This is a genomic window from Pseudarthrobacter sp. IC2-21 (assembly GCF_034048115.1).
Taxonomy (GTDB): Bacteria; Actinomycetota; Actinomycetes; order Actinomycetales; family Micrococcaceae; genus Arthrobacter; species Arthrobacter naphthalenicus.
This window is the reverse complement of sequence record NZ_CP139145.1, coordinates 1261736-1278277: the sequence shown is the minus strand read 5'-3', so window position 1 is coordinate 1278277 and position 16542 is coordinate 1261736. Positions and strand designations below refer to the sequence as shown.

At 65.4% G+C, this 16542-nt stretch carries 16 protein-coding genes; 10 read left to right on the top strand and 6 right to left on the bottom strand.

What is annotated here, in order from left to right; genetic code table 11:
• Positions 1-27: 27 nt before the first annotated feature.
• Positions 28-561, bottom strand: coding sequence for a WhiB family transcriptional regulator (locus tag SBP01_RS05925; protein WP_275212653.1), 534 nt, complete (start codon positions 559-561; stop codon positions 28-30).
• 416 nt (positions 562-977) lie between these two features.
• Here SBP01_RS05925 and SBP01_RS05920 point away from each other — a divergent pair, with 416 nt between their 5' ends.
• The gene (locus SBP01_RS05920; RefSeq protein ID WP_320537828.1) at positions 978-1676 is read left to right on the top strand and encodes a TIGR03089 family protein; all 699 of its coding nucleotides are present in this window, start codon (positions 978-980) and stop codon (positions 1674-1676) included.
• A gap of 87 nt (positions 1677-1763) precedes the next feature.
• Here SBP01_RS05920 and SBP01_RS05915 read toward each other — a convergent pair whose 3' ends face one another.
• Positions 1764-2357, bottom strand: coding sequence for a GtrA family protein (locus SBP01_RS05915; RefSeq protein WP_320537827.1), 594 nt, complete (start codon positions 2355-2357; stop codon positions 1764-1766).
• 220 nt (positions 2358-2577) lie between these two features.
• Between SBP01_RS05915 and SBP01_RS05910 the strand changes: the two genes are divergently transcribed.
• From SBP01_RS05910 to manA, 4 genes are all read left to right on the top strand, one after another.
• Positions 2578-3726, top strand: a complete 1149-nt coding sequence (locus SBP01_RS05910) for a 5-(carboxyamino)imidazole ribonucleotide synthase (RefSeq protein ID WP_320538290.1) — start codon at positions 2578-2580, stop codon at positions 3724-3726.
• Positions 3723-4316 (top strand): 5-(carboxyamino)imidazole ribonucleotide mutase, encoded by a 594-nt coding sequence (gene purE / locus SBP01_RS05905; RefSeq protein WP_275212659.1) that lies wholly within the window; start codon positions 3723-3725, stop codon positions 4314-4316. Before SBP01_RS05910 ends, purE begins: the two co-directional genes overlap by 4 nt.
• Positions 4317-4325: 9 nt before the next feature.
• Entirely contained in the window at positions 4326-5969 is a 1644-nt protein-coding gene (locus SBP01_RS05900) for an LCP family protein (protein WP_320537826.1), read from the top strand.
• 66 nt (positions 5970-6035) lie between these two features.
• Positions 6036-7295: a mannose-6-phosphate isomerase, class I gene (gene manA / locus SBP01_RS05895; protein ID WP_320537825.1), complete on the top strand. Its 1260-nt coding sequence runs from the start codon at positions 6036-6038 to the stop codon at positions 7293-7295.
• Between the two features lie 9 nt (positions 7296-7304).
• Here manA and SBP01_RS05890 read toward each other — a convergent pair whose 3' ends face one another.
• Both SBP01_RS05890 and glpX read right to left on the bottom strand, forming a co-directional pair.
• Positions 7305-8420, bottom strand: coding sequence for a lipid II:glycine glycyltransferase FemX (locus tag SBP01_RS05890; protein ID WP_320537824.1), 1116 nt, complete (start codon positions 8418-8420; stop codon positions 7305-7307).
• 138 nt (positions 8421-8558) lie between these two features.
• Positions 8559-9581 carry a class II fructose-bisphosphatase gene (glpX, locus tag SBP01_RS05885; RefSeq protein ID WP_275212814.1) on the bottom strand — a complete coding sequence of 341 codons (1023 nt, stop codon included), beginning with the start codon at positions 9579-9581 and terminating at the stop codon, positions 8559-8561.
• A gap of 217 nt (positions 9582-9798) precedes the next feature.
• Between glpX and SBP01_RS05880 the strand changes: the two genes are divergently transcribed.
• The 3 genes from SBP01_RS05880 to SBP01_RS05870 all read left to right on the top strand — a co-directional run bounded on the left by SBP01_RS05880 (position 9799) and on the right by SBP01_RS05870 (position 12602).
• The gene (locus tag SBP01_RS05880) at positions 9799-10479 is read left to right on the top strand and encodes a DUF4245 domain-containing protein (RefSeq protein WP_275212815.1); all 681 of its coding nucleotides are present in this window, start codon (positions 9799-9801) and stop codon (positions 10477-10479) included.
• Positions 10480-10488: 9 nt separating this feature from the next.
• Complete coding sequence (locus SBP01_RS05875) at positions 10489-11103, top strand: carbonic anhydrase (protein WP_275212663.1); 615 nt, start codon at positions 10489-10491, stop codon at positions 11101-11103.
• Positions 11104-11180: 77 nt separating this feature from the next.
• Entirely contained in the window at positions 11181-12602 is a 1422-nt protein-coding gene (locus tag SBP01_RS05870) for a class II fumarate hydratase (protein WP_164201475.1), read from the top strand.
• Between the two features lie 264 nt (positions 12603-12866).
• Here SBP01_RS05870 and SBP01_RS05865 read toward each other — a convergent pair whose 3' ends face one another.
• Complete coding sequence (locus SBP01_RS05865) at positions 12867-14300, bottom strand: HNH endonuclease signature motif containing protein (protein WP_320537823.1); 1434 nt, start codon at positions 14298-14300, stop codon at positions 12867-12869.
• A gap of 129 nt (positions 14301-14429) precedes the next feature.
• On the bottom strand, positions 14430-14987 hold the full coding sequence (locus SBP01_RS05860) for a prepilin peptidase (protein ID WP_275212664.1): 558 nt from the start codon (positions 14985-14987) through the stop codon (positions 14430-14432).
• A 58-nt stretch (positions 14988-15045) separates the two neighbouring features.
• Between SBP01_RS05860 and SBP01_RS05855 the strand changes: the two genes are divergently transcribed.
• Both SBP01_RS05855 and SBP01_RS05850 read left to right on the top strand, forming a co-directional pair.
• On the top strand, positions 15046-15840 hold the full coding sequence (locus SBP01_RS05855) for a hypothetical protein (protein WP_320537822.1): 795 nt from the start codon (positions 15046-15048) through the stop codon (positions 15838-15840).
• A 49-nt stretch (positions 15841-15889) separates the two neighbouring features.
• Positions 15890-16537 carry a GNAT family protein gene (locus SBP01_RS05850; RefSeq protein ID WP_320537821.1) on the top strand — a complete coding sequence of 216 codons (648 nt, stop codon included), beginning with the start codon at positions 15890-15892 and terminating at the stop codon, positions 16535-16537.
• The last annotated feature ends 5 nt before the right edge of the window (positions 16538-16542 follow it).

Genomic DNA, 16542 nt, shown 5'->3' with positions numbered 1-16542 from the left:
CGGCAGTGACGTGTACTTCCTGAAGAATTAGCTTGCTCGCTTCCTTAGCCGCCGGCGTTCACGCTCGGAAAGGCCGCCCCAAATGCCGAACCGTTCATCATTCGCCAGCGCATATTCGAGGCACTGTGAACGCACATTGCATGCGCCGCACACTTTCTTGGCGTCGCGTGTGGATCCACCCTTTTCCGGAAAGAACGCTTCCGGGTCAGTCTGGGCACACAGGGCATCAGTCTGCCAGCCAAGTTCACCTTCGTCGTCAAAGTCCTGCTGGAACGGCAGTCCGATCCATACCGGCTGGGTCGCTTCCGGGCCGGGAGTGCGCAGTTCCATGGGCGGGTCAAGGTCATCCTCGTCATGTCCGCCGTCAAGGAGCGCTTCGTGGGCCGCCAGGAAGGCCGTGGCCTGGTCCTGGAGGGAATCCTTTGTGGTGCGGTTGTAGCGGTCCGCAGCGTCAGGATCGGCGGGATCCACATACCAGTCGCTGGGTACTCCCCTTGCGCGGTATTTCGCCGTAGCCTGGCCGGCGACGGCATCTTCATGGATACGCTCTGCTTGCCCCACGGCGACCCTCCTGAAAGTTTGCTGCCACTGTATGGTTCCCGTTGACACTCGGTTGAGTGCGGGTATTTATGCAGTCGCTTTCGATATCTAATTACACGTGTGTAACTAGCGGAGAGTCAAGCCGTCGCTGGATAATAATCACCTTTTCCGGCGAAACGCCGTCACGCCACGCCCGGATAATTTTCACCACGCTCGGCGCGGCGGACGGCGCAGGCCCCGGAACGACGACCACGGGACCGGATTCCCATGAATACCGGCCGAATGTACAGGCGCGAAGCCAATAAGACAAATAGGCGGACGAATTAACTGTGACTAACATCACAGGGCTTTTCGCCTGGTCAAAGCCCCGGCTCGGCGGCCCCGGGCGTTTTCCCCGGGCCGGGCGTGGCCCCCGGCACGCGTGGCAAGATGGTGCCATGAGTATCCCGGCGATCGAACTGATGACCAGCCTGCGTTCCGGCCACTCCACCTCTCCCCGGCTCACCTGGTACGGACCGGACTCCGAACGGGTGGAACTTTCAGGCCGGGTTCTGGACAACTGGGTCGCCAAAACCGGCAACCTGCTGCAGGACGAACTGGACGCCGAACCGGAAATGCGGTTGCGCCTTGACTTACCGGTCCATTGGAAATCAATGATTTGGGCCCTCGCCGCCTGGCAGCTCGGCATGGAGACAGTCCTTGACGGGGGCGAGGCCGATTTGCTCGTTACGGACAACCCCGGAACCGGGGCAGGAACGTACGACGCCGTCATTGCCGTCGCCCTGCCCGCGCTGGCGATGCGGTGGCCGGGAGAACTTCCTGCCGGAGTCATCGACTACGCGGCGGAAGTGCGTTCACACGGTGACATTTTTATGGCCCACTCAGATCCGTCCGGGTCCGGCTTCGCTGTCACCGACCGACGGGGAACGCGTCACCGCCACGCCGACCTGATCACAGGTTTCTCGGCACCGCACGATGAGGGCGTGAGGCTCCTGGTGACGGCAGGCGATGGTTTGGAAGCGGCACTGGCGAACTGCCTGGGCGCCTGGCACGGCGGGGGTTCAGTGGTGCTGGCCCACACCGAGGTGCAGCTAACGGACCAGCTCCTGGCAGCGGAACGCATTCAGGGGACGTAAGCGTTCAGGGGACATAAGGGATGCCCGTCCCGCCAACTCAGGGAACTCCACGGGAGCCGCGGCCGGCGAAAGACGCGGCCTCAGCGGTCAGGACTGCCTGGTACTTCCCGATGCATCCTGATCAGGAACTTCTGAGCCGCGTGTGCCTGCCGGACCTCCCGGGATGCTTGCCGCCGCGGCCTTGTCCTGGGGATGCCCCTCGATGATCTCGTGGTCGTGCGAGAACTCCGGCTCCTGGTCCAGTTCCTGGTTGAAGACAAGGAACCGGTAGGCAAAGAAGCGGACCACGGTGGCCACCAGGATGCCCACAACTCCGGCGGCGAACAGCATGTTCTTATCGGTCACGTTAAACGAATACTTGGCCAGGGCCGTGAATCCCGTGGAGATGCCGATCCCGATGCCGTTGATGAGGATGAACATCAGGAATTCGCGGAGCACGTTGGCCTGCCGCCGGTGCCGGAATGTCCACAGCCGGTTGGCGACCCAGGAGAAGATTGTGGCGATGCTGGCGCCGACGAAGCGGGCCTTTGCTTCGCTGTCCGTCATGGGGCCGTGCATCAGGTAGTACGTCAGGCCGTTGTCAATGACGAACGCCACACCGCCAACTGCTCCGAACTTGGCCACCTCGCGCCAAAACAGCGAGGCTAGTCCCCGGATACGATCTGCGAGTGAGTTAATCATGACCCTCCATGGCCGTCCGTTCTGTGGGCCACACGGCCAGAAGATTATTTTAGCCCCCAATTCTGGGAACCAACCTGCCGGCCGTGTTGTGCTGCGGCCGAATTATGGGGTTTGCGGGCCTCGTGGCGCCCCAAAGCCGGGATCCGGCGACCTTTTCTGTAGGCTGGCATATGTGACTTTTCCAGTAATCGGCGTGGTTGGCGGCGGCCAGCTTGCGCGCATGATGGCCCCAGCCGCCACCGCCCTTGGTTTCGAACTTCGTGTGCTTGCCGAAGCTGAGGACGTTTCAGCCGTCTCAGCCGTCTCGACGTCGCCGGTGGGTGACTACAAAGATCTCCAGACTCTGCTCGACTTCGCGGACGGGCTGGATGTCATGACGTTTGATCACGAACACGTGCCCAACGATCACCTTCGCGAGCTCCTGGCCGCCGGCGTCAACGTCCAGCCCGGTCCCGATGCCCTGGTGAACGCGCAGGACAAACTGGTCATGCGCGCGGCCATTGACAGGCTGGGCCTCCCCAACCCGGCGTGGGCCGAGGTCGCCGACGTCGCCGCCCTGGTGGAATTCGGTAACAACATCGGCTGGCCCGTTGTCCTCAAGATGCCGCGCGGAGGGTACGACGGCAAGGGCGTGCAGATCGTCGGGTCTCCCGAAGAGGCTGACGGGACCGCTCCGTGGTTCGAAGCCATGAGTCCGCTGCTCGCCGAAGCGAAGGTTGAATTCAGCCGCGAATTGTCCGCCCTGGTGGCGCGGACCCCCGGCGGCGAAGCGAGGGCCTGGCCCGTGGTGCACACCATCCAGGTGGACGGTGTCTGCGACGAGGTCATTGCCCCCGCCCTAGGCATCCCCCTGGAGGTTGCGGCAGCGGCCGAAGACGCGGCGCTGCGCATCGCCAACGAACTCGGCGTCACCGGCGTGATGGCCGCCGAACTCTTTGAAACTCCCGGGACCGGAACCGGTTTCCTCATCAACGAACTCGCCATGCGGCCGCACAACACGGGTCACTGGACACAGGACGGCTCGGTCACCAGCCAGTTTGAACAGCATTTGCGGGCAGTCCTGGACCTTCCGCTGGGTGCTACCGACGTCCTGGGCCCGGTGGTGGTGATGAAGAATTTCCTCGGCGGCGACAACCAGGACCTCTTCTCGGCGTACCCGGCTGCCCTCGCCAGCGAACCGGCGGCCAAGGTCCACTGTTACGGCAAGTCGGTGCGGCCTGGACGCAAGATCGGCCACGTCAACCTTGTCGGCGACTCCACCGACGACGTGGACTCAGTGCGTCGGCGCGCCACCCGGGTGGCTTCCATCATCCGGGACGGCCGGATTCCGGCCGACGATTCAGCACGCATTTCCGAGGAGAACGCATGAGCATCGAAACCACCGCCGGCGGCGGGACTGCCGAAACCGGCACTGGACCCATCGTGGGACTCGTCATGGGGTCGGATTCGGACTGGCCGGTGATGGAGGCCGCGGCTGATGCTCTGGCTGAATTCGGCATACCTTTTGAAGCCGACGTGGTGTCCGCTCACCGGATGCCCACGGAAATGATCAAGTACGGGCAGAGCGCCCATGAGCGCGGCCTGCGCGTGATCATTGCCGGTGCCGGCGGGGCGGCCCACCTGCCCGGCATGCTCGCCAGCGTGACTCCCCTGCCCGTTATTGGCGTTCCCGTCCCGTTGAAGACCCTTGACGGCATGGATTCCCTCCTGTCCATCGTGCAGATGCCCGCCGGCGTCCCGGTCGCCACCGTGTCCATAGCGGGCGCCCGCAACGCCGGCTTGCTCGCCGTCCGCATCCTCGCCTCGGGCACGGACGCAATGGCAGCGTCGCTTCGTGCAGACCTTGTTGACTTCGCCCAGGAGCTCAACAATGCGGCCGCCCGTAAGGGAGCCAGCCTCCGGCAGAAGGTCAGCGAGGTCTTCGCTGACGGCAATGGCGTCCTCCGGGGCAGCCGCTAGGCCGGGAACATGTCCAGAAGCGAACTGCAGCACCCCGCCCCCGGCCCGGTCATGACCGACCCCGTACGGTTTCCGTCCGGTGCCTCGTCCCCGGTCCGGACCAAACGGGCCTTTGTCCTGCTGCTGATGACCCTTCTGGTACCCGGAAGCGCCCAGATTGTGGCCGGCGACCGTAAACTGGGCCGAACCGCGCTGCGGGTGACCCTGGCCGTCTGGGTGGTCCTGGTGGCAGCAGTGCTGCTGTTGGTCCTCAACCGCACCCTCCTGATAAACGTCATCACCAACCCCTTCGCTTCGCTGGTGATCATCGTGGTCCTCGCGGCGCTCGCCCTCGGGTGGGCGTTCCTCTTTCTCAATACCCTGCGGCTGATCAGGCCGGTCCTCCTGGCACCGGGGGCGCGGCCCGCCGTCGTGATTTCCCTTGTTATCGCCTTGGTCCTGGGCAGCGGCACGTTGGGTTATGCCGCCTACCTGCTCAACGTCGGGCGCAACGCCATCGGCAATATCTTCTCCACCGGCCCTGCGATCGATCCCGTGGACGGCCGCTACAACTTCCTGATGATGGGCGGGGACGCCGGTGATGACCGCACCGGACGGCGCCCGGACAGTCTCTCGGTCCTCAGCGTCGACGCCAAGTCCGGCCAGACTGCCATCATCTCCGTGCCCCGCAACCTCCAGAACGCCCAGTTCAGCGAGGGCTCCCCGATGCGCAAGATCTACCCGGACGGGTACAACTGCGGTGACGAATGCCTGATCAACGCCATCAACACCGAAGTGACCAACGAACACGCAGACCTCTACCCCGGCGTGGCCGATCCCGGTGCGCAGGCCACGCTCGAGGCCGTCTCGGGGACGCTCGGCCTCAAAGTCCAGGCCTATGTCCTGGTGGACATGGCCGGCTTCGCCAAACTCATCGACGCCATGGGCGGCATCAAGATCAAAGCCGGCGGCTGGGTGCCGATGAGCGGCTATTTCGACGAGGTGACGCGGACCCACGGCATGCCGCTGGGTTGGATTCCCGCCGGTGAACAGACCCTCGATGGCGAGCATGCGCTGTGGTACGGACGGTCCCGCGAATACGTCGACGACTACTCCCGGATCCAGCGCCAGCAATGTGTCCAACAGGCCATGCTGAAGCAGTTGGACCCCGCCACCCTGCTGTCCAAATTCGAGGACATCGCCAGTGCCGGTACCAAGGTGGTGGAGTCCAACATTTCCTCGTCGCAGCTGGGCAGTTTTGTGGATCTGGCCATGAAGGCCAAGGGGCAGCAGGTCAAACGGCTCACCATCGGGCCGCCCGACTTTGACGCATCCTTCTCCACCGTGCCCGACTTCGACGTCATCCACACCAAGGTGGACCAGCTCCTGGCATCGGCCTCGGGACCGCAGGCTGATGCACCCACCGACGGAATGGTGGAGGCAGCCGCTGCGGGCGGACACCTGCAGGCAGCGGCACCCTTGCGGCCGGTTGCCGGACTTCCAGCGGACATGCCTGCGCAGCAGACCCCGCCGCCGTCGGACTTCACCCCGGTGACCACAACGCCCGACGGCGAACCGATCACCGCCGAGCTGCTGAACCAGCTCAAGCGCCAGGGCAACGAAGAGGCCATCCGCGAGCTTGTGGCCACTAACGGGCAGTGCGCGCCGCTGTAGGAGCGCTGCCTCCCGCACCTCACACAGACATCACTGAAGAGCTGAATACTAAGGAATGGACCGGCTGTGTACGAACTTGAAAACGCCCTCCGCGACTATGCCTGGGGATCCAGGACGGCCATCGCGGAGCTTTTGGGGCGTCCGGCGTCCGGCGGTCCGGAAGCGGAACTGTGGATCGGCGCGCATCCGGGGGCCCCTTCAATGGCCCGCCGCGCTGACGGCTCCGAAACACCCCTGGATGCGTTGATCGCCTCCGATCCCGAGCACTTCCTCGGCAGCGAGTCGGTGGCGGAGTTCGGGCCGCGTCTACCGTTTCTGACAAAGATCCTGGCGGCCAACGAGCCTTTGTCACTTCAGGTTCACCCCAGCCTCGAGCAGGCCAGGGCCGGTTTTGCCCGGGAAAATGCTGAGGGCATCGCCCCTGACGCGGCCCACCGGAATTACCGGGATGACAACCACAAGCCGGAAATGATCTTCGCGCTGACTCCCTTTGAATCACTCTGCGGATTCCGGGCTCCTGCCGCCACCCGGAAGATCCTGGCCCATATCGAAGCCTGTTTCGACCTGGTCGCATCCAAGGTGCCGCCCCTGCTGACCGAGCTGATGAACGACCTTGATTCAGCCGACGAACGCGTGGGCCTGAGGAGCGCGCTGGAACGGCTGATCAACGGCGGCGAAGAGGTTGCCGGGGCTACGGCCACTGTGGCTGCTGCCCTGAGCTCGGGCGCTTCGCTGGCACCGTACGAAACGGAGCTGTCCACGGTGGTGAGCCTGCACGCGCAGTACCCGGGTGATCCCGGCGTCCTGATCTCGCTGCTGCTCAACCGCATTTCGCTGGCACCCGGCGAGGCTGTATACCTGCCCGAGGGCAAAATCCACGCCTATCTGTCCGGCTTGGGTGTGGAAGTCATGGCCTCCTCCGATAACGTCCTCCGGGGCGGGCTGACACCCAAATTCGTCGACGTGCCCGAACTCCTGCGCACCGTCGACTTCACTTCCGTGGAAGTTCCGAGGCTGCATCCGGAAATTTCCGGTTTGGGCCAGGAACTGTACCGGCCGCCGTTCCGGGAGTTCCAGCTTCAGAGGATTGAACTGGCCCCGGGCGCAGCGCCGGTTCCGCTCGCACAGTCAGGCGCCGTGGTCATCATGGTGGTGGAAGGTGTGGTGTACCTGGACTCCCCCAAGGGCGACCTGCAGCTGGCCCGCGGCGGCAGTGCATTCCTGGCCGCCTCTGAGGCCCCGGTGAATGTCCACGCCGTGGCCTCAGCGGCGGAGAAGGCCGTCGCGTTTGCCGTCACCACCGGCGCTCCTGGCGCCGGTTCCTAACGCCAGCTCCTAACGCCGGGTAACTTTTGCCAGGGCCTGACGGGCGGCCGGCAACGCCTGGCGCGCAGCGGGGAGGGCCCTGCGTGCGGCGGGCACGGCGTTCTGCAGGCCGCGGCGGGCTGCCGGCAGGGCCTTGCGTGCCGCCTGCAGCCCCTTGCGGGCGGCAGGCATGGCCTTGGCATATACGGGGTAAAGCGGTGACAGCGGGCGCTCCCACGTCCCCATCAGCATGTTCTCGTGCTTGGCGAACTGCTTCTTGAAGTCGGAGATTCCATCGTTGAGGAGGCCGTTGAAGTCGTAGCGCCCGCAGCCGTCCGCGCGCATGGCCTGCAGGGCGGCCCACTTGACGCCGTAGTTCACGCGCTGCTTCTGGCCATCGGCCGAGACGCCCCCGTAGAGCTCAAATGCTGTCGCGCCGCTGCGGGAGAGCCAGACGAAGGCCAGCAGCCGGCCGCCGTCGAACGCCCCGATGATGGGTGAGCCCTCGCCGAGGTTGGTGAAGATGTCCCGGTAGTACTGGTCCTCGTGGATTCCGAAGCCGGCACGGGCGGCGGTTTCATGATAAATGCCCAGGACCTGCTCGAGCTCCGCGGCGCTCTGCACCTTCCGGAATTCCACCTCGCTGCGCATCGCCTTGCGGATGTTGGCGCGGGTGGACTTGGACATGTCAGCCATCAGCTCATCATCTGTCTTGGCCAGGTCAAGGATGAGGGTGCGCGGGATCAGCACGGTGTTAACGGATGGCTTGAAGCCGGCGGCAGCAACTGCGCCTTCGTAGGGGGACTCGGCGTCCCAGTCCGGCTCGATGCTCAGCGCGACACCCCGGTGGCGGGAGGCAGCATAGGCGGCGAGCTGTTCCAGGACGGCCGTAGCGTTTTCGGCGGTGCACATTGGCCCGCGCGGTACGTAGACCAGGGCCCGGAACGGCAAGGGCAGCCTGCGGATCAGCAACTGGGCGCAACCAAGAACGTTTTCACCGTCAGCCACCAGGACGCGGTCCACTGACCAGCCGTGCATGGCCTTGGTCTCACCCCAGCCCCACAGTTGCTGCGGATGCCCTTGGAGCCGGTCAACATGTCCGTCCCAGACGGCGCGGTCAGTACAGGGCACAACGGCAAGACTCATGAATTCAACCCTATACCAAGGCCCCGTACCGGCCCTTCACAGCCGGGCCGGGCCGGGAAGCCGGGCCAGGAACCGAGACGCCATGCAGAAGAGCGCCCCACCGCAGATGCGGTGGGCGCTCCTTTAACTGCGCCGCGCCTAATTCTTGCGGGCGTAGCCTTCCCACTTGCTGGCCTGGTGCTCACCCTCGACGAAGCGGATGGTGCCGGACTTGGACCGCATCACGATGGACTGGGTCAGGACCTTGTCCTTGGAGTAGCGGACACCCTTGAGGAGATCGCCGTCGGTGATGCCGGTGGCCGCAAAGTAGCAGTTGTCGCTCGACACGAGGTCGTTGGTGGACAGAACGCGGTCCAGGTCGTGGCCGGCGTCGAGGGCCTTCTGCTTTTCGTCATCGCTGGTGGGCCACAGCCGGCCCTGGATGACGCCGCCGAGGGACTTGATGGCGCAGGCCGCAACGATGCCTTCCGGGGTGCCGCCGATGCCCATGAGGGCGTCAACGCCGGTCCCGGAGCGGGCTGCGGCGATGGCGCCGGCGACGTCGCCGTCCATGATGAACTTGGTGCGCGCACCGGCTTCGCGGATCTCCTCCACCAGGGGGCGGTGACGGTCGCGGTCCAGGATCATCACGTTGAGCTGGTTAACTTTCACGCCCTTGGCCTTGGCGATGAGGTGCAGGTTCTGCTTCACCGGCAGACGCAGGTCAACCATGTCGGCAGCCTCGGGGCCCGTTACGAGCTTCTCCATGTAGAACACGGCTGACGGGTCGAACATGGAACCGCGTTCGGCCACCGCGAGGACGGCAAGGGCATTGTTGATGCCCAGGGCCGTGAGCCGGGTGCCGTCGATCGGGTCAACTGCGACGTCACACTCGGGCCCAGTGCCGTCGCCAACGCGTTCGCCGTTGAACAGCATGGGGGCTTCGTCTTTTTCCCCTTCACCGATGACCACCACGCCATTGAAGTGGACTGTCTGAAGGAAAGAGCGCATGGCGTCGACTGCGGCGCCGTCAGCCTTGTTCTTATCGCCGAAGCCAACCCAGTGGCCGCCGGCGATGGCTGCGGCTTCGGTGACGCGTACAAGCTCAAGTGCGAGGTTGCGGTCCGGCTCGTCGATGCCGACGGCGAGCGACGGGGAAAGTGTGGAGTACTTCTGGGTCATGGACGCTGGTGACACGTGAACCTCTTCTTCGAGTGGCGATCATTGGACCCGCTCAGCCGGATTCAGCCGACGCGGTGATTCCTCTGCTACTGATCATAGTCGCGGCGCCACCGATGGGTGGTGGCATGACGCCCGGACGCAACATGGCTATAAGTGCTGATTGCGGCCCGAATGTGAGTTGAGCCGTTGCATGGGCGACTATAGAGGGGTGAGTGAAATGCAGGAAAAGACCAGCCCCGGGACAGATCCCGCAGAGCCCGGACGCGCCGCAGGGGGCACCCCGCCGGCCGACCAGCCTGTGGTGAAGCCCGTCATCCCGGCCGCGGCCGCCAAGCGGGCCAACGCGTCCGTGATCGGCATGATCGTTGCCCTGGTGGTCAGCATCGGCGCCTTCCTGCCCGTGATCCTGATGAATCCACTTCCCAAAACGGACGGATTCCGGCCGGACATCAACGTCAGCGCGGTATCCCGGAACGCTGCGGATGTGGCGGGATTCACACCGGCGGCGCCGGATACCGGGGGCGGGTTCCGGCCGAATTATGCACGCTGGGAATCGGGAAGCGGCAGCGGCGTTCCCACCTGGGAGGTGGGCTACATCACGCCGAAGGAAGCTTTCATAGGCCTGGTCCAGACCCGTCAGTCGAACCCCACCTGGCTGCTGCAGCAGACCAAAAGCGCCCCGGTTACCGGCACCCGCGACGCCGGCGGCCACTCCTGGGAACTCCGGGATGCAGGCAAAGGCGAGAAGAGCATGATCCTGGAGTACCGCGGAACCACCGTTATCCTCACCGGGACGGCACAACTGGACGAGTTCACCGTCCTGGCGGCCGCCGTCGTGAAGTCCATGGACAGCAATCCCGGCGCAACAGTTTCACCGTCGGCCAGCCCCGCGCCGTAAAGTAGCACGGTGACTACATACCTGACTCCCGCCCTCGCCTGGCGCCGGCTGCGCGAAGGCAACGAACGTTTTGTCAACGGTGAATCCTCGCATCCCAACCAGGATGCATCGCGCCGGTCCTCGCTGGTGGAGAACCAGCATCCGTTTGCCGTGATCTTCGGCTGCTCCGATTCGCGCCTTGCAGCGGAAATTATTTTCGATCTGGGCCTCGGCGACGCCTTCGTGGTGCGAACGGCGGGACAGGTGATTGACGACGCCGTCCTGGGATCCTTGGAGTACAGCATCAGCGTGTTGGGGGTTCCCCTGATCGTGGTGCTCGGGCACGACAGCTGCGGTGCGGTCAGCGCCACCAAGGACGCCGTGGAGACAGGCCAGATGCCCACCGGGTTCATCCGCGACTTGGTGGAGCGGATCACTCCCTCGGTACTGACGTCCCTGCGGAACGACCAGCACGCCATCAACGAGATGGTGGTGGAGCACACGAAGCAGACCTCACAGCGGCTCGTGGACAGTTCCCGTGTGATCTCCGACGCAGTGGACAAAGGGCAGGCCGCCGTCATCGGCTTGAAGTACAGCCTCGCGGAAGGCCGTGCGAAGTTGGTTTCGGGCATCGGCGAGCTTTAGGCCACGCCCCTGGCGAGTGACCGTAGCATGCAGTTCACGGTTTTAGCCCGGGGCGCACCTCGTCCTAAGCTAGCCCCATGACTTCCACTGAAGAATTCCGCATTGAACACGACACGATGGGCGAAGTCCGCGTCCCCGTGAACGCCCTGTACCGTGCACAGACGCAGCGTGCAGTTGAGAACTTCCCCATCTCAGGCAAGACCTTGGAGCGCGCCCACATCGAGGCGCTCGCCCGGGTCAAGAAGGCGGCCGCGCAGGCCAACGCCGAACTTGGGGTGCTCGACGGCGAGCTGGCCAAGGCGATTGCCGAAGCCGCCGATGAGGTAGCTGCGGGCAAGTACGACGGCGACTTCCCGATTGACGTTTTCCAGACCGGCTCCGGCACGTCCTCGAACATGAACACCAACGAGGTCATCGCCGAACTCGCCACACGCGCCCTGAAGGCTGCCGGCAGCGACAAGGTTGTTCACCCGAACGATCACGTCAACGCCTCGCAGTCCTCCAACGACGTTTTCCCCACGTCCGTCCACGTTGCCGCCACTTCGGCCCTGATCAATGACCTCATCCCGGCCCTCGGCTACCTGGCAGAGTCGCTGGAGCGCAAGGCAGTTGAGTTCAAGGACGTCGTCAAGTCCGGCCGTACCCACCTGATGGACGCCACCCCGGTGACCCTCGGCCAGGAATTCGGCGGCTACGCAGCCCAGGTCCGCTACGGCATCGAGCGCATCAACGCCTCACTCCCCCGCGTCGCCGAAGTTCCGCTCGGCGGCACGGCCGTGGGCACCGGCATCAACACCCCCGCAGGCTTCCCGGAACGCGTGATCGAACTCCTCGCCACCGATACCGGCCTGCCGCTGACCGAAGCCCGCGACCACTTTGAAGCACAGGCCAACCGTGACGGCCTCATCGAAGCCTCCAGCCAGCTGCGCAACATCGCGATCTCCTTCATGAAGATCAACAATGACCTGCGCTGGATGGGATCTGGCCCCAACACCGGCCTCGGCGAAATCGCCATCCCGGACCTGCAGCCGGGGTCCTCGATCATGCCGGGCAAGGTCAACCCCGTGATCTGCGAGGCGTCCATCATGGTCTGCGCGCAGGTCATCGGCAACGACACCGCCATCGCCTGGTCCGGCACCAACGGTGCCTTCGAACTGAACGTGGGCATCCCGGTAATGGCCGCCAACCTGCTCGAGTCCGTCCGCCTGCTCGCGAACACGAGCCGCGTGATGGCCGACAAGATGATCGATGGCATCACCGCCAACGTGGAGCGGGCCCGCTTCCTGGCCGAGGCCTCACCGTCCATCGTTACGCCGCTGAACAAGCACATCGGCTACGAAAACGCCGCCAAGATTGCCAAGAAGGCAGTGGCGGAAGGCCTCACCATCCGCGAGACCGTTGTAGCCATGGGCTTCCTGGAGCGCGGAGAACTGACCGAAGAGCAGCTGGATACCGCCCTGGACGTTATGTCCATGACGCGCCCGCCGCACAAGGCATAGGTTCGCACCGCTTTTCCCCGCTAGCGGAGTCCCGATTTCGGGCGACGGCGGCCGTTCACCTTCCCGGGGAAGGTGGGCGGCCGCCGGTGGTTAAGGCCGCAACCCGCGCGACCGCCACCGCCGCCCACCCGGTCCCTGCCGCACAGCGCGGCCTGAACGGCTGCACGGTGGAGGCGCCGCGGCCTGAACGGCTGCACGGTGGAGGAGGCACGGCCTGACCGGTACATGGTGGAGGCGGTCTGCGAATGGCAGGGTGGTACCCGGTCAAGGATCAGCGACAGGCAGGGTGCCTGCACTGCGGTGCTGAACGTCTCCGCCCGATTCTGCTGCCCAGTCTGCCCAATCCGGCCAGGTGGGTGGTTCCCAGTCGGGGTGTTCGCTTTGGTAGCGCCTGCCGGAGGGTGAGATACAACCGGGTGCTTCGTCCTTCGTTGCCCCGGTAGGTGTCCAGCCGCTGGTGTGGCGGAGCCTGTGGTGTCGGTGGCAGGGCTGGCCGAGATTTGAGATCCCCGTGGACCCCCCTTCGGCCCAGGCCAGAACGTGGTCCGCTTCGTTGTCCAGGGACTGGTTGTGACAGCCGGGAAACGGGCACTTGCCGTCCCGCAGGCGCAGCCACTGGCGTTGGGCTTTGGTAACCCGGCAGCTGGTCCGCCCGATCTCCAACGGGGCCCCGTCCGGGGGGTCGATGAGGACGCGGTGGAAGGACTCGGCGCCGTCGGCAATCAGTTTCCGTGCCATGGAGGGCGGGATCGGACCGTACCCGTCCAGCATCGCCGACTCCTCGGTGGCACCCAGTAAAGCCATGACCGGGACCGTGATCAGCACGTGCGCCCGCGGTGAGGGCACCCCGCTGGGATTCTCAGCGTCGCCAAGCAGCCAGGTGGCGACCGTGTCGGCGCGTAGCTGGGTCAGTGTGCGGGGCTCGTCGGGGCCCTGCATGGCCCGGGCCGCCCTCGTGCTCTGCTCCCAGATCCCCGACGCCGTGGGGGCCGGCAAATAGGCCGAGAGCCAGGCCATGCCGTCCCGGTCCGGGCGGTATTCCAGGCGCCGGTCCGCGACGGAGCGGGTGTGGCGTTTTTCGATGCTGTCCGGGTGGTGGCGTTCCCGCCAGATCCGGGCCTTGTGCCGGAAGCGGGAGGGGACGAGTTCCCCGGCAGGGCCACGGGCCGGGTTGGGTGCTTCAGGGTCCAGGAAGTGCGCTTCCAGAGCCTGCGCAGCGGAGGGGTCCAAGTTGGTGGTCTCGTCCCCCATGACCCGGGCGTGCTGCCACGAAATTTCACCGGCCTGCAGGGTGGAGAGGGTCAACGGTAAGTCTGTGGTCAGGGCGTGGGACTCAGTCAGCAGGGTGGAGGCGGTCCGTTCGCCGACCGTCAGGGCGCACGCGAGCTCCGCGACCAACGCCATTTCCTGCGCGGTGGCTTCCTGCGGCGACCGGGCCGGTGGCTCCAATGCCATGGAGACTTCGACTAATTCCGCGACGATCTGAACCTTTTCCGCCGCGGGCCGGGCTTCGAGCCGTGCAATCCCGGCCAACCGTTCCAGGCAAAGATTCTTCCGCCGGCGCAAAGGATCTGACCGGAAAAGTACCTCGTTGGGGATCCCGTCACCGCCGGCCGCACCTTGACCGGGACGGGCTGTGGCGGGCACGGCGGAGGCCGTGATGGGTTCCAACACCTCGTCCGCCGTCGTGCTTTCCATACCCCCATCATCCTGCCGGGCATTGACAATCACGGTGCGGACAATGGCCTATGTTGATAGCCCGGCAAACTGATGCCCGCAGAGCTAAAAGATGGGTCCCGGGGAATTTCCTGCCGTCAACTGCAGGCCTCAGGCAGGCAGCAGCATGGCCGCGGCCGCCCCGGCGAGCATGAACGGACCGAAGGGGATGGCGGACTTCAGGGTGCCGCGGCGCGCGGCAAGCAGGGCAATGGACCAGAGTCCACCCAGCAGGAAGGCGGCAAAGGTGCCGGCGAAGACGTGGCCCCAGCCGAGGTACCCCAGATACATTCCCAGCACACCGGCCAGTTTGACGTCGCCAAAGCCCATGCCGGGCGGGTAGACAAGCCGGAGGACAAAGTAGAACAGCCAGAGGACCGCTCCCCCGGCCAGGATTCGAAGGGCAGGTACACCCAAAAGTTCGGCGCCGCCGTCGGGCGCCCCTGGCACACCGCCGGAACCGGCAACACCGTGCACGATGGCCGCGGCAAGGAGCAGGACTCCCGCCACGCCGTAGGAAGGGAACACAATCCGGTTCGGCAACAGATGGTGCCGTACATCGATGACCGTCAGCCGGGCGGCCATTACCAGAAAGTAGGCACAGGCAGCCAGCACCAGCCAGAACGCCAGCGGGGTGGCCTCCCAAAGTCCATCGAGTCGTCGGATCACTCCTCGGATGCTACTGGATCCGGACGGGGCCGCGCAGGCCCGCGCGTAAACTGTGGATATGTCGACCTGGGACACAAGGCGCCGGCCGGACCCGGAAAGCAGCGGCACGGCCGGAGACCTGACTGCGATGTTCCGGAATTTGTGCCGTTCTTCCCCGTGGAAATGGCAATCCCTGCGTTTTGAATATTGGGATGAGCCCTTCGCCGACTCCCCGGATCCGGCGGCCCCGCTGGTCCGTGCCTGGCTGCGCCGGCCGGGAGCGCTCCGGCTGGAAACCCCTGACGGTCTTGTCCTCCACAGCACGACCGGGATCAATGATTCCAGGGACGGGCTGTACATCAGTTCCACCCGGAAGTCCTGGCTGTTGCCGCCGCACCTCGTGGCGCCGGTCTACGACGACGGCGGTCTGGTCAGGCGCCGGCCGGAGGCCGCGTACGGCGAACCGGGCTTCGGCAATGGCCGCTTCTCGGCCGCCCTGGATCCGGTGGAGCTGGCCGGCAAGGCGCCGGCTCCGCTGGAGTTCCCGGGAGCAAACCCGGTGGAGGTGCAGGGCGTTCGCCGGGTGGAGCATCACGGGCGGCCTGTACTGGAGGCCGAAGTCTCGCCCACTGCCTCTTACCGCGCTTCGGACCCGGGCGCCCCGCTCTGCCTGCCCGGCAGCAACCGGGTGCGCATCGATCTTGAGACCGGTGTCTGCGTCGCCAGCCAGTCCTTGGCGGAAGGCTCCACGGATCATGGCCACTGGATCCGGATCCTGGGAGTTGACGAGTACATGCTCGATGACCTCTTCCTGGCCGAATCCATGAACCTCACGGACGTCCGCCGCCACATCAGCTGGGACATCGGGGCCTGAGCGGAACGGTTGACAAGCCGCAGGGTCCGGAGTCGGTTAGGCTTCCCTGATGACCGCGCTGACCGCCATCTGGCCCCTTTTTGGCCTCACCCTGACCACGCCGCGGCTGGTACTCCGTCCCATCACCGATGACGACATTCCCGCGGCCGTCGCAGCGGCCGCCAGCGGCATCCACGATCCAGGCCGGAACCCGTTCAGCAACCCCTGGACGGAACTGCCGGCGGACACACTGGGCCCCAACATGGCCCAGTGGTACTGGCGCTGCCGCGGACAGGCCACCCCCAAAGACTGGACCCTGCTCCTGGGCATCTGGCACGAGGGGCAGTTTGTCGGCTGCCAGGACATCGGGGCCAAGGACTTCGCCACGCTGAGGACAGTCAGCACCGGCTCGTGGCTCAAACAGTCCGTCCACGGCCGCGGACTGGGCACGGAGATGCGCGCCGCCGTCGTCCTCTGGGCTTTCAACTGGCTGGGCGCCGAAGTTGCCGAGTCGGAAGCTGCCGCCTGGAACTCCTCCTCTTTGGGGGTGTCCCGCGCGCTCGGCTACGAACCCAACGGCACCGCCCGCATGTCCTGGGGCAACACCGCCGTGGACGTCCAGAAAGTCCGCGTCACCCCGGCGACATTCAAGCGCCCCGACTGGACTCTCCAGGTCGAAGGCCACGAGGCCGCGGCCAAGTTCCTGCACATCAGCTAGGGCCG